The 13,015-nt window shown below is 63.2% G+C and carries 15 protein-coding genes; 8 read left to right on the top strand and 7 right to left on the bottom strand.

The annotated features are described in order from the left end of the window. Positions 1-289 precede the first annotated feature (289 nt). Positions 290-826 (top strand): flavodoxin domain-containing protein, encoded by a 537-nt coding sequence (locus So717_RS19300; protein WP_159980359.1) that lies wholly within the window; start codon positions 290-292, stop codon positions 824-826. 28 nt (positions 827-854) lie between these two features. On the opposite strand, the gene So717_RS19295 is transcribed toward So717_RS19300, so the two are convergent. Both So717_RS19295 and metF read right to left on the bottom strand, forming a co-directional pair. Beyond that, positions 855-1,334 carry a PaaI family thioesterase gene (locus So717_RS19295; RefSeq protein WP_159980358.1) on the bottom strand — a complete coding sequence of 160 codons (480 nt, stop codon included), beginning with the start codon at positions 1,332-1,334 and terminating at the stop codon, positions 855-857. A 66-nt stretch (positions 1,335-1,400) separates the two neighbouring features. After that, positions 1,401-2,270: a methylenetetrahydrofolate reductase [NAD(P)H] gene (gene metF, locus So717_RS19290; protein WP_159980357.1), complete on the bottom strand. Its 870-nt coding sequence runs from the start codon at positions 2,268-2,270 to the stop codon at positions 1,401-1,403. Positions 2,271-2,356: 86 nt separating this feature from the next. On the opposite strand from metF, the gene So717_RS19285 reads away from it, so the two are divergent. After that, on the top strand, positions 2,357-3,262 hold the full coding sequence (locus tag So717_RS19285; protein ID WP_159980356.1) for a LysR family transcriptional regulator: 906 nt from the start codon (positions 2,357-2,359) through the stop codon (positions 3,260-3,262). A gap of 6 nt (positions 3,263-3,268) precedes the next feature. Here So717_RS19285 and So717_RS19280 read toward each other — a convergent pair whose 3' ends face one another. From So717_RS19280 to ccmI, 4 genes are all read right to left on the bottom strand, one after another. Next, on the bottom strand, positions 3,269-4,267 hold the full coding sequence (locus So717_RS19280; RefSeq protein ID WP_159980355.1) for a hypothetical protein: 999 nt from the start codon (positions 4,265-4,267) through the stop codon (positions 3,269-3,271). A 158-nt stretch (positions 4,268-4,425) separates the two neighbouring features. Continuing rightward, positions 4,426-4,656, bottom strand: a complete 231-nt coding sequence (locus So717_RS19275; RefSeq protein ID WP_159980354.1) for a DUF1289 domain-containing protein — start codon at positions 4,654-4,656, stop codon at positions 4,426-4,428. A gap of 3 nt (positions 4,657-4,659) precedes the next feature. Then, the gene (gene ruvX, locus So717_RS19270) at positions 4,660-5,148 is read right to left on the bottom strand and encodes a Holliday junction resolvase RuvX (protein ID WP_159980353.1); all 489 of its coding nucleotides are present in this window, start codon (positions 5,146-5,148) and stop codon (positions 4,660-4,662) included. Continuing rightward, entirely contained in the window at positions 5,145-6,377 is a 1,233-nt protein-coding gene (ccmI, locus tag So717_RS19265; RefSeq protein WP_159980352.1) for a c-type cytochrome biogenesis protein CcmI, read from the bottom strand. The genes ruvX and ccmI overlap by 4 nt, the downstream gene beginning before the upstream one ends. Positions 6,378-6,593: 216 nt before the next feature. Here ccmI and So717_RS19260 point away from each other — a divergent pair, with 216 nt between their 5' ends. After that, positions 6,594-7,838: a sarcosine oxidase subunit beta family protein gene (locus So717_RS19260; RefSeq protein WP_159980350.1), complete on the top strand. Its 1,245-nt coding sequence runs from the start codon at positions 6,594-6,596 to the stop codon at positions 7,836-7,838. Between the two features lie 95 nt (positions 7,839-7,933). Here the strand turns inward: So717_RS19260 and So717_RS19255 are convergent, their stop codons facing one another. After that, a complete protein-coding gene (locus tag So717_RS19255) occupies positions 7,934-8,119 on the bottom strand; it encodes a hypothetical protein (protein WP_159980348.1) in 186 nt (61 codons plus the stop codon). A 143-nt stretch (positions 8,120-8,262) separates the two neighbouring features. Here So717_RS19255 and So717_RS19250 point away from each other — a divergent pair, with 143 nt between their 5' ends. From So717_RS19250 to So717_RS19230, 5 genes are all read left to right on the top strand, one after another. Continuing rightward, entirely contained in the window at positions 8,263-8,445 is a 183-nt protein-coding gene (locus So717_RS19250; protein WP_159980346.1) for a hypothetical protein, read from the top strand. 216 nt (positions 8,446-8,661) lie between these two features. Continuing rightward, positions 8,662-8,871 carry a hypothetical protein gene (locus So717_RS19245; RefSeq protein WP_159980344.1) on the top strand — a complete coding sequence of 70 codons (210 nt, stop codon included), beginning with the start codon at positions 8,662-8,664 and terminating at the stop codon, positions 8,869-8,871. Positions 8,872-8,961: 90 nt separating this feature from the next. Next, positions 8,962-9,291 carry a sarcosine oxidase subunit delta gene (locus tag So717_RS19240; protein WP_159980342.1) on the top strand — a complete coding sequence of 110 codons (330 nt, stop codon included), beginning with the start codon at positions 8,962-8,964 and terminating at the stop codon, positions 9,289-9,291. Positions 9,292-9,352: 61 nt separating this feature from the next. Further along, the gene (locus So717_RS19235) at positions 9,353-12,367 is read left to right on the top strand and encodes a sarcosine oxidase subunit alpha family protein (protein ID WP_159980340.1); all 3,015 of its coding nucleotides are present in this window, start codon (positions 9,353-9,355) and stop codon (positions 12,365-12,367) included. Next, complete coding sequence (locus So717_RS19230) at positions 12,360-12,938, top strand: sarcosine oxidase subunit gamma (protein WP_159980338.1); 579 nt, start codon at positions 12,360-12,362, stop codon at positions 12,936-12,938. Before So717_RS19235 ends, So717_RS19230 begins: the two co-directional genes overlap by 8 nt. Positions 12,939-13,015 lie beyond the last annotated feature (77 nt).

The raw sequence follows: 13,015 nt of genomic DNA, 5'->3' as shown, positions 1-13,015 counted from the left end.
CGGAAACCTGTCAGACCGCGTTACCGGATCATTGCGCCTACCGCGCGCAGATTTTTTGGTTGGCGATGAGTCATGACAGACCTTTCGATGGTAAATGTTTCCACATCAGTCTCGTAGCAGCGAAACGCTCTGCGTTCAACCTGGGATTGGTGTGTGGGTACAATTTTGCCGATCTGTCGATATCAGGCCCGGTCTTTGCCAAAAATCCCAGGCTCCATGATCTGGGACAAAGAGCTGCGCCGGGGCGAAGGCTAGGGTGCGCTCAAACCCAGCCCCAAGGAGGACTGAGATGACTGTTCTGATCGCCTATGCAAGCCTCGAAGGCCAGACCCGGAAGATCGCGGAGTTCGTCCGGACCGTGCTGCGCGAGGCGGGCGCCAATGTCGAGATGTTCGATACCTCCGACAGAACCGCTCCGGTGGACTTTGATCCGATCGACCGGGTGATTTTGGCAGCCCCCGTGCATGAGCGCCGGCACCCGCAGACCTTTGAGGTTTTCGCGGCGGCCCATCGGGCGGATTTGCAGGCGCGTCCGACGCTCATGTTGTCGGTCAGTCTGAAGGCCGCTTTTGCCGAAGGGTGCGAGGAGGCGCAGGAGTATCTGACCGAGATGGAGATGCGTACGGGCTACAGCGCGGACCAGAGCCTGCTTGTTGCCGGAGCGGTTCGCACCGGAGGCTATGAGTATTTCGAGACCCAGATCCTGCGCCATGTCGTGCTGCGCGATCACGCGTTCGACCCGCATGACGGACCGCACGAGTTCACCGACTGGCAGGCGCTGTCACAGACACTTTCGGGCTTTCTTGACTCTGCCAAAGCCGTTTGACCCGGCAGGTTCCATTATCTGGCGCGCGTCAGCGGATCTTCATGATGATGCAGGTGGTGGAGCCTGTGGCGTAGAGCTTGCCATCCTCCACCCCCCGGATTTCGCCATGGGCAACGCTGGTGGAGCGGCCTGCGTGATCGATCTCACCGATGCAGTCGATCATCATCCCCAGCGGAATGGCGCGGCTGATGTTGATCTTGAATTCCAGCGTTGTGTAGACCGAGCCGCGCGGCACTTTGGTCATCACAGCACAGGCCATGGCGGAATCGAGCAGGGTGCCGTACCAGCCGCCGTGCACGGTGCCCATCGGGTTGGTGACGTTGAATTGTGGCGTGCCGCGAAAGACCACCCGACCGTCGCCAACCTCATGCAGCCCGTACCCCATTGTGTCGCCAATCGGCGGGCCGGGGTGGTGCCCGTCCAGGATACCTTGCATGAACTCCAGCCCCGACATGGACAGCAGCGCCTCCCGGCTCAGCAAGTCTGAGGGCGACGTGGCAATTGTCATATGGGGCTCCGACACGGTGATGGGCGTGGCGACAGCTAAGCGTCAGAGCGGCGCGCAGACAAGAGATTACGCTACGTCGCGCACGCCTGTGGTGGCCAGCGTGACGCCAAGCGCATGACAGATCTCGCGGGTCATCTCGGGGCGGTTGAGCGTGTAGAAATGCAGGCTCTCCACACCCTCGTCGACCAGCTCGGAACACAGTTCAGTGCATAGCGCCGTGGCCAACAGGTCGTGGCGGTCATCCCGGATGGCCGCATCAAAGGCCTGATCGAGCCAGCCGGGCACAGTCGCACCGCAGCGCAACGCAAATTTGCGCGCGTTCTGCCAATTGATGATCGGCAGGATGCCGGGGGTGATGGGCGCTGTGATCCCCGCCTTGGCGCAGTCGTCGCGGAAGCGCAGAAAGGTCTCGGCTTCAAAGAAGAACTGCGTGATGGCCTCGGCCGCACCTGCGTCAATCTTTGCTTTCAGCCAGTCGATGTTTGCGGCTTGAGTGGCTGCTTCCGGGTGCTTCTCGGGGTAGGCGCCTACCCGCAGGGTGAACTGGCCGGATTGCGCCAGTGCTTCTATGAGTTCCACCGAATTGGCAAATCCGTCGGGGTGCGGCGTGAAATGGTCCTGATCCTCTGGCGCATCGCCGCGCAGGGCCACGATATCGGTGATCCCCGCCTGAGCAAACCGCTGTGCGATGGCGAGCGTCTCTGATTTCGACGCGCCCACGCAGGTCAGATGCGCGGCCACCGGCAGGCCCGAAGACTTGCGCAGCGTATAAGCGGCATCATGGGTCAGATCCCGTGTGCTGCCACCCGCGCCATAGGTGACCGAGAAAAAGCGCGGCTCCAGCGGGGCAAGCGCCTGCGCCGTCTCCCATAGCTTGAAAGACGCATCGATCGAGCGCGGCGGGAAGACTTCAAACGAGACGGAGGGCGTGGGCATGACTGCGTCCTTTCGGTTGTCCATCTTGTGCCACAGGTCACTTCGTGAGACAAACTCATAACTCTCATCTTTAACATGAGCACGATATGCATATCGAATTCCGCCACCTGCGCACAATCCAGGCCATTCACGAGGCGGGTGGCTTGTCATTGGCGGCCGAGAAGCTGCACATCACCCAATCCGCTCTCAGCCATCAGATCAAGGGGCTTGAAGATCAGGCGGGGGTGGAGCTCTTCGTGCGCCGCTCCAAGCCGCTCAAGCTGTCGCCAGCGGGTCTGCGCCTCTTGAAGCTGGCGCAGCAGGTGTTGCCGCAGGTTCAGGCCTTGCAGGAAGAATTCACCGGCTTGCGCGAGGGCAGTGCCGGGCGCATGCATATCGCGATTGAGTGTCACGCCTGTTTCGAATGGCTGTTCCCGGTGCTTGAACGCTTCCGCAAGAACTGGGGGGAGGTGGATGTGGACATTCGCCCAGGCCTTGCCTTTGATGCGATGCCCGCGCTTTTGAAGGAGGAGGTGGATCTGGTGGTGTCCTCCGACCCCGAGGCGCTGCCCGGTGTGGAATTCATCGAACTCTTTGATTACGCGCCTGTTTTTGTGGCAGCCAGCGCACACCCCTTGGCGCAGAAACCCTATGTGGAGGCGGAGGATTTCCGGGGTGAGACGCTGATCACCTATCCGGTGGAACGGACCCGGTTGGATGTATTCAGCCAGCTTCTGATCCCGGCCAAGGTGGAGCCTGCCGCGATCCGGCAGGTGGAGCTGACAGCGGTGATTCTGCTGCTTGTCGCGTCAAATCGGGGGGTTTCCGTTCTGCCCGATTGGGTAGTGCGCGAAGTGAAGTATTCGTCAGACTACATCACCCGCCCGCTCACACAGGCGGGCATCACGCGCAGGCTCTACGCTGCTGTGCGCAGCGATGATCTGGGCAAGCCCTTCATGAAGCAGCTGCTGGAGTTTGCCGGCGAGGAAGCGCGCAAACTGCAGGCGGTGTGAGCCAGCCTACTGCAGGCTGCGAATGAACTCATTTCCAATGCGGATCAACTCGTCCACCGGGTTGGTCTGCCGGGTCCGGGCGGTCCGTTGCGGGGCTGTGCCGTCAAGCCAGATCTCTACCCGCCCCGGGCTGCCATTGCCGCTGTGGGAGAAATCGCGCGCCTCGATATCCATATCCTGCGCGAGTGCGCGGGCTGAGACAGCATCAGCGGCATCATAGTACCGCACATGCGGCGCGGAGACCGTGAAGTTCAGACGCTGTACTGTTGCGGTCTCAAACCCCATTCGGTCCAGATCTGCCTTGCGCTGGTCCAGCGCCGCGGTTGTCACGCTTGCCGGGGCATAGACATGCACCCTGGGTGGCGTGTTTGCGGGGACGTCATAGCTTGGTCGGGCGGGCGGGCCAATGGGCGGTGTGGTCTCGGTCTGCGCTACGGGGGCGGGTGTGTCGGGCAGGGCTGCCCTGGTGATGACACTTGCCTCTGCCGCGGCGGGTGTGGGGGCCTCAGCCTGTGGCGGCAAGGGCGTCACGGTGGCCATGGTTGCAAAGCCCAGCGACAGGCCGAAGCCCAAGGCGCCACAGCAGGCCACGGCCAGCACGGCGGTTGATAGGGACATCCGCACGCCTTGTGACCGCGACGACGACGGTGGTCGAGCGGCGGCTGTGTCCGTCCTGGGGCCGGGCCGGACAGCGCGCAAAACAGCTGTCGTGGAGATCGCAGGTGTCACGGGCGTGGGGGCACTCATCGGTGCCGGGGCGATGACCGCTTCAACCGGCGCAGGCTCCGGCGCCTCGACCTGCTCCGGGGCCGGTTCGGGGTCCGGGGCAGGAGCGACTGGCGCCTTGGCCGTTTGCCGCGACCGTTCGGCGAGGACCTTCTCGCGCTTGGCCCGGGCATCTTTGACCAGCTCATCCCAGTTCGACGCGTTCAGCAACGTCTCGAACCGCGTGTCTGTATCGGTCTCCGGGTCAGTCCCGTCTGGAGTGTTCGGTGTCTCCGTCATTGTTCTGGACCTCGGCTTGGGCCTGTCATCAGGCCGCGCAGGACAGTTGTGACCAATCTACCCGCCGCCGGGCGCGGGGTAAAAACACAGTCGGTTCAGCAGGAGGCTTTGAGCAGCTTATCGCCTGTTCGCGACGCCAACCAGACGCTCAATAAGGATCAGCGTGCCAGCCGGGCTGCGCGCCCGCCGCGCCGCTGGCTCAATTGCCCTTGTCGAGCAGGCAGCTCGGCCATGACGGCCCGCCGCGCGTCGGGGCTCATCTTGGACCAGGCGGTGATCTCGTCGATGGAGCGCAGGCAGCCGGTGCAAAGCCGCGCCTCGGGGTGAATCACACAGACCTTGATGCAGGGGCTTTCGACCTCGTCGCGGCGCCAGATATCGTCACTCATACTCTACTCTCCAGATGCGCCGCGCAGCACGCGGAGACGGTCCAATGCCCCTTGCAAGATATACCCCGCCGCCACGTGATCAATGACCTCGGCGCGACGTTTTCGCGACGTATCCGCCTCCAGCAAGGCGCGCTCGGCGGCCACGGTCGACAGGCGTTCGTCCCAGAAGGTGATGGGAAGGCCGAGCCCGGCGGTCTGAATGAGGTTGCGGGCAAAGGCGCGGGTGGATTGGCACCGTGGGCCCTCGCTGCCGTCCATGTTGCGCGGCAGGCCCAGCACAAGCCCGCAGATCCGGCGCTCTGCGAGGATTGAGGAGAGTTTGGCCGCGTCCTGCCCGAATTTCTTGCGCTTGATTGTCTCCAGCGGTGTCGCGATCGACAAGAACGTGTCCGACACCGCCACACCGATGGTTGCAGTGCCAAGGTCGAGCCCCGCGAGGCTTTGCAGAGGGGGCAGGGCGGCGGCAAAGGCCTCCAGATCATCGTGGATCATTCGACAACCTGCGCCCGCTGCCCGGCGCGCAGCAGCAGGTCAAGCGCCCGGGTGTCATCGGCAAAGACCTCGACCGCATTGTCATAGACGGCGCGGGCCTGACCCCGCTGCCCCAGTACACCAAGGGCCGAGATCAGCTGCGCCCAGTCCTGCACCGGGCCGCCTTCGGTTGCCAACCGTTCCGAGAGGCCGCTGACCATGCCTTCGATCATCTGCATCCGTTCCGCAGGGGAGAGATCACCCGCCGCCTCGATATCGGCAGGGGAGGGGCCGCGCCCGCTGCCGATTTCGGGCAGCTGGTAGTTCACGCCGGCACGAATCGCCATATCCTCGATCTGAGCCAGGATTGGTGGGATCCAGGGCGCGTCCTCCGGGCCTGCACGCAACAGCGCGTCCCAGGCGCGAAAGGCCGTATCCGGGCGGCCCGTCTGCGCCATCATCAGCCCCATGTAATAGCGCGCGGTGCCGTTCTCCGGCTCAAGCGACAGGGCGCGCTGCAACGCGGCCTCTGCCTCCGGCGAGACATAGCCGCCTGCCGCCACCACCAGCATGTCGGCGTAATCGGTGTGATCCTGTGCGGTGACAGCGGCCCCCTTGATGCGGATGATCTGCGCCTGCGCCTCTGCGGCGGCGCGGAAGTTGCCCAGGTTGGCCTCATTCTGCGCCAGAAGAATGTGACCTTGCAGATCATCGGGCCGCTGCGCGACGGTCGCGCGCAGCTGCTCGACAAGGGCAACGTAGTCGGGGCTCGCCTCTTGTGGAGGCTGCGCGTTAGGCAGGCTGGCTTCGGCCTCCGCCTGACTGGGCCTTGTGGTGCGCGCCTCTTCGGCAAAGGCGATGCGGTCGGCCAGCGACAGATCACCGTATCCCGGTGCGCCAAGCTGCAGATACATCGCAATGCTGCCCGCCACGAGGATCAGCGCAATCACCCCCGCCACCACACCCGGCGCGCCCTTGTTGGCATCCGCCGCCACCACATCATTTTGCAAGGCGGCGTCCGCAGCCAGTATGCGGCGCGACACTTCGGCGCGCACGCGGTCGGCATCCTCGGGGCTGACCACGCCGCGCGCGAGGTCCTTGTCGATCTCCTTCAACTGGTCGCGGTAGACACGCAGGTCGTAGGCGGCAGGCGGCACCGCGGCACCACCGCGCGGGGCGCGCAATCCAAGCGCCAGAAGGACCGCGATGGCCAGGGCCAGACCACCCGCGAGGATCCAGAAGATTGTCATAGAGGCCTACTCCTTGGCTCCTTCACTTAGTCAACAATGACCGCTCACAAAAGGGGCAAATGGCCACGGATGTGTGGCGAGGCCCGAGGCAATTGAACGCGGTGTCGCAAACTTGTTAGAAAGCGGCGCGCGCAGTCTCTTCTTTTTCGGGCAGTTCATCAGAACGGAACCAGTCCCGCTGCGTGCGGCACGGTCTGAAAATGGGGTGACAGGGCCATGAAACGCTATTCCGTCTTTGCCGTTGCGCGCGAGGCCGCACGCTATCACAGCGGCTGGGAGCGCGCATGGAAGAAAGCGGAGCCGAAGCCGCGTTATGACGTGATCATCATCGGCGGCGGCGGGCACGGGCTGGCCACGGCCTATCACCTGGGCAAGCGCTTTGGCATCAAGAACGTGGCAATCCTTGAGAAGGGCTGGCTGGGGGGTGGCAACACGGGCCGCAACACCACGATCATACGCAGCAACTACCTGCAGGATCCCTCCGCAGCGCTCTACGAGAAGTCGCGCAGTCTCTATGAGACGATGAGCCAGGATCTGAACTACAATGTCATGTTCTCCCCGCGCGGGGTGATCATGCTGGCGCAGACCCACCACGAGGTGCGCGGCTATCAGCGCACGGCGCATGCCAACGCGCTGCAGGGCGTGAAGACCGAATTCATCGGCCCGCGCCGGGTGAAAGAGCTGGTGCCGATCATCGATATCAATGGCCCACGCTATCCCGTGCTTGGCGGGCTGTGGCAGGCACGTGGCGGCACGGCGCGGCATGATGCGGTGGCCTGGGGCTATGCGCGAGCATGCTCGGACATGGGCATGGATGTGATCCAGCAGTGCGAGGTGACGGCCATTCGCCGCGAGGGCGGCAAGGTGGTGGGCGTCGACACCACGAAAGGCGCGATTGACTGTGGCAAGCTCGGCATCGTTGTGGCGGGCAACTCGGGCCATGTGGCCGGGCTTGCCGGCTTCCGGTTGCCCATTGAATCGGTGGCTTTGCAGGCGCTGGTCAGCGAGCCGATCAAGCCCTGCATGGATGTGGTGGTCATGGCCAATACGGTGCATGGATACATGAGCCAGTCCGACAAGGGTGAGATGGTGATCGGCGGCGGCACCGATGGGTACAACAATTACACCCAGCGCGGCGCCTTCCACCATATCGAGGAAACCGTGCGCGCGCTGATTGAGACCTTCCCGATGATCAGCCGTCTCAAGATGTTGCGCCAGTGGGGTGGGATCGTGGATGTGACCGGTGACCGCTCGCCCATCCTGTCGAAAACACCGGTTGAGAATGTCTTTATCAACTGCGGCTGGGGCACGGGCGGGTTCAAGGCCACGCCGGGTTCAGGCTGGGCCATGGCAGAGCTGATCGCGAAAGGACACGGGCCTCTGACCGACGCCTTCGGTCTGGAGCGCTTTCGTGAGGGCCGTTTCATCGATGAAAGCGTAGCCGCCGGGGTGGCTCATTGATGCCCGCCGCCACCGCCCCCCAATTCGCCGTCGCGGCTTGTGTGCTTTTGGGGCCTCGACGGTCTGCCGCGAAACAGACCGGCCGGGATGCGTCGTCAGTCGTGCGTTTTCTTACCCTGACCAGCCGCGCTGCCAAAGGCGATCAGGCTGCTGACATCCACCTCGCGTCCGCCCCGCGCGGCCTTGCGCTCGGCGATGCCGCGCCGCTCCCGCACCAGCATGATGATTGCGACACCGGCAATCACACCAAAGACCAGAACGGCCATCATTTCCTTGCTCATCTGAGGCTCCTCTTTTCCCGCCACTGCCATAGGATAGCGCAGCTTGCCGGACTTGGCGATCTTTACCAATCGAGGGTTTTTCGGAACAAGGCCCGGGGTCCAGGTGTTTCTTCTGCAAGCGAAACGCATACAGGAGATTTATCATGTCCGATCAAACACAGCAGACCTCAAGCAGCAGCAATACTGGCCTGGCCTTCATCGTGGGCATGCTCGTCGTTGTTGTCGGTGTGCTTGCCTATTTTATGCTGGCGGGTGATGCCGGTATTTCGGTCGAAGGCCCTGATACAGCTATTGAAGGCGCGGCAGAAGCCATCGCGGGCGACTAAGCTTGCCTCGCAGACACAGAGAAATGCTGCAGGGACAGGATCGCGTCCCTGCAGCATTTGGCCTTTTTTCCACAAATTCTTATCATCGGCGCCTTTTAGCCAGTCCACCCGGGTAACTCCGGCTGCGCACCGCCCAAATCATCCGTCCCCGCGTCCCGGCATTGCTGCTTGGCCGCCATGCGCCAAACTGGCCTCCCGTAACAAGGAGACCGACCAATGGCTGACTATACGACCCACACCTCTGATGGCGTCAGCGGGAAAGGCATTTTCATCGCGCTCGTGGTTATCGGCGCGTTCGTCTTCCTGCTGGCCGTTCTGGGCACAAGCACCGTTCCACCAGAGGGGGACGGCGCTGCTGATCCGGCAGCCATCGAAACCGCACCCCCAGCAGCTGCTGACCCGGCAGCACCTGCCGTGGTGGACTAACACCAATACCCCTCCCTTGACCGCAGCAGGCGGGCGTCTTGTGGCGCCCGCCTTTTTGCTGCGCGCGCCTGATATCGCCGGAGCCCGCCCATGCTGATCCTCACCTGTCCTGTTTGCGGCGTCACCGCTGAAGAAACCGAATTCCACGGCGGCGGTGAGGCGCATCTGACCCGGCACGGCCCCGGCAGCTCCGATGATGACTTCGAAGATTACCTCTTCATGCGGGAAAACCCGCGCGGGGTGCATTTCGAGCGCTGGCGCCATGTCTACGGCTGCGGCAAATGGTTCCACGCCGCGCGCTGCACCACAACGCTGGAGGTCTTTGGCACCTATCCCGCCCAGACCACCGAGCCGCCCAAGGACCTGCGCGCCAAGATCTCCAAAAAGCGCCCCGGCTGGACGTGGAAAGATCTCGCATGACCCTTCATTGTTCCAAAAATATGCAAGTATCAACAACGGCCCACACGCCGGAGGTCAATCGATGAGCACACGTCTGGCCACCGGCGGCCGCCTTCTGAACAAAGGCCAGCCGCTGCAGTTTACCTTCAACGGCAAACGCCTGCGCGGCTTTGAGGGGGACACCCTTGCCTCAGCCTTGCTGGCCAATGACGAGATGCTGGTGGGCCGCTCGTTCAAATACCATCGCCCGCGCGGGATCGTCGCGTCAGGTGCCGAAGAGCCGAATGGGCTGGTCAACCTCGGAGACGAAGGCACCTTCGAGCCTAATCAGCGCGTCACCACAACCGAGCTTTTCGAGGGGCTGACGGCCCAAAGCCAGAACCACTGGCCCAGCCTCGACTTTGACATTGGTGCGATCAACACACACCTCAGCCGGTTTCTGCCCGCAGGCTTCTATTACAAGATGTTCATCCACCCACGCCCCCTGTGGAAACATGTCTATGAACCCTTTATCCGCCAGTCCGCCGGGTTGGGGCGCGCGCCGAAAGCGCGTGATGCGGATACCTATGAACATTTCCATTTTTTCTGCGATGTCATGGTGATCGGCGGGGGCGTTGCGGGCTTGCAGGCGGCGAAAACAGCCGCCCTCACCGGTGCCAAGGTGCTGCTGGTCGAGCAATCCGCCCATTGGGGCGGGCGCGGCCCCGTGGACGGTGGCACGGTGGACGGCAAGCCTGTGGACAACTTCGTGGACGAAATCGTGGCGGAACTGGACGCCATGCCGAATGTCACCCTGCGCAAGCGCTTGATGGGCGCAGGCGTCTACGACCATGGTTATGTGCTGGGCTACGAGCAACTGCGCGATCACGCCCCCGAAACCCCCGGCCCCCGGCATCGTCTCTGGCGGATCCGGGCGGGCCATATCGTGACCGCAACCGGGGCCATCGAGCGGCCTTTGTCCTTTGCGGGCAATGACATCCCCGGTGTGATGCTGGCCAGTGCCGTGCGCGACTATGTGGCCAACTACGGCGTCTCAGCCGGCGACAGAACGGTGGTCGTGACCAACAACGATGATGCTTACCTGACAGCATTTGCGCTGGTAAATGCTGGGTTGCGTGTGCCTGCGATCCTCGATGCGCGGGTGCTGGCCGAGGACAGCGCGGCGATGGCAGAGGCCAAAGCGCTGGGCATCCGCGTGATGATGGGGCACGGCATCGCAAAGGTCGCGGGCGGCAAGCGCGTGACCGGCGTGGGCATCTGCTCCCAAGCGGGTGAAGGCGCGGTGCTGGAAGAGATCGCCTGCGACGCTGTTGCGATGTCGGGGGGCTGGTCGCCGGTGGTGCATCTGTGGTCCCATTGCGGTGGTAAACTCGTCTGGGATGAGGCTCAGGCCCATTTCAGACCGGATGTGGACAAAGCCCCGACAGGTGCGGCGGGAGAGGCCTTCGCAACCCCGGCAGGGGCCGCGGCAGGCGAGATGCGCCTTGCCGATGTGCTCACAAGTGCTGATCAGGCGGGCAAGGCGGCAGCCAAGGCCGTCGGCTTCAAGCCCACACGGGTCAAACCACCCGTTGGGGAGACGCCGGAGGAGGCGCCGATGCAGCCCGTCTGGCTCATGCCGCAGGGCGCCGGGCCCGCGCTGCGCGGCAAGGCGTGGCTCGACTATCAGAACGACGTGAAGGTCTCGGACGTGCAGTTGGCCGCGCAAGAGGGCTTTGAAAGCGTGGAGCATGCCAAACGCTACACGACGCTCGGCATGGCGACGGATCAGGGCAAGCTGAGCAATATCAACGGGCTGGCGACGCTGGCCGGGTCGCTTGGCAGTTCCATCCCCGAGGTCGGCACCACGACCTTCCGCCCGCCCTACACGCCCATCTCCATGGGCGCGATTGCCGGGGAGGCGCGGGGCGAGGTGTTCCAGCCCATTCGCCGCACACCGATGCACGACTGGCACGCGGCCAATGGCGCCGAGTGGGAGCCGGTCGGCCATTGGCGCCGCCCTTATGCCTATGTGCGGGCGGGCGAGAGCACCCATGACGCGGTGATGCGCGAGACGAAGAATACCCGCGAACACCTCGGGCTGCTTGACGCATCCACGCTCGGCAAGCTGATCGTGAAGGGGCCGGATGCGGGGCGTTTCCTCGATATGCTCTACACCAACATGATGAGCACGCTGAAACCGGGCAAATGCCGCTATGGATTGATGTGCTCGGAAAACGGGTTCCTGATGGACGACGGTGTGGTGGCGCGGATCGACGAGGACACCTTCCTCTGCCACACCACCACCGGCGGGGCCGAACGCATTCACCAGCATATGGAAGAATGGCTGCAGACCGAATGGTGGGACTGGCAGGTCTATGTGGCCAATGTGACCGAACAGTATGCGCAGGTGGCGGTCGTCGGCCCGAATGCGCGAACGGCGCTGGAAAAGCTTGGCGGCATGGATATCTCGAAAGAGGCGCTGGGGTTCATGGAATGGGCCGATGGCGAACTGGCGGGCTTCAAGGTCCGCGTCTACCGCATCTCCTTCTCGGGGGAACTGAGTTATGAGATCGCGGTGGATGCGGGGCAGGGGCAGGCGTTCTGGGACGCCCTGATGGTTGTGGGGCATGACCTAGGCGTGATGCCCTATGGCACCGAGGCGCTGCATATCCTGCGGGCGGAAAAAGGCTTCATCATGATCGGGGATGAGACCGACGGTACTGTGATCCCGCAGGATCTGGGGTTGCAGTGGGCGATTTCGAAGAAGAAGGACGACTACCTCGGCAAACGCGCGCAGGAGCGGAGCCACATGACCGACCCCGAGCGCTGGAAGCTGGTGGGGCTGGAGACACTCTCGGGCGCGGTGCTGCCCGATGGCGCCTATGCCGTGGGCGAGGGGGCAAACGCCAATGGCCAGCGCACTATGATTGGGCGGGTGACGTCCAGCTATCATTCGCCGAACCTTGGCAAGGGGATCGCCATGGGGCTGGTGTTGCATGGGCCCGACCGCATGGGCGAGGTGCTGGAGTTCCCCGGCACCGAAGGCGCCACCTACAAGGCGCGCATTGTAAACCCGGTGTTCTATGACAGGGACGGGGAGAAGGCGGATGTCTGAACCAATGACAGCCGGGGCTGACGGCGGGATCGCGGCGATTGCCGAAGCACCCTTGCAAGGCATGATCACCCTGCGCGGCGATCTGTCAGACGACACCATTCGGGCGGCAGTGAAGTCTGCGACAGGTCAAAAGGTGCCCGAGCGCGGCATGATCAACACTGCAGATGGCGTTGGAGTGTGCTGGATGAGTCCGGATGAGCTGTTGATCCTTTGCGCGCATGGTGACGTGCCGGACAAGCTTCACCAGTTGCAAGAGAGCCTGTCGCGGGTCCATGCTTTGGCCGTCAATGTGTCGGACGCCCGTGCCGGTTTCATCCTGAGTGGCCCACACGCCCGGGACGTTCTGGCCAAGCTTTGCCCCGTTGATCTGGCACCGGATCGTTTTGCCTTTGGTCAGCTGCGCCGGACACGCTTGGCACAGGTGCCAGCCGCGTTTTGGATGCTCGGCGAGGATCGTTTCCACCTGATCTGTTTTCGATCCCAGAAACAGTACGTATCGGATGTGCTGACTGTTTCCGCGCAGCCCGGATCAGCGGTAAATGTTTGGTCAAAAACAATTTCAGGGACTTGACCCCCTTCTTGCTCAACAGATACCGGTTAAGTGTGTAGATCGTTCTTGGGCAGGGTGCCCATGATTTTGCGGGGGTA

The sequence above is a fragment of the Roseobacter cerasinus genome, from assembly GCF_009811755.1.
Lineage (GTDB): Bacteria > Pseudomonadota > Alphaproteobacteria > Rhodobacterales > Rhodobacteraceae > Roseobacter > Roseobacter cerasinus.
Note: the sequence above shows the minus strand (reverse complement) of the source record. Positions and strands in the feature narration are given on the sequence as shown.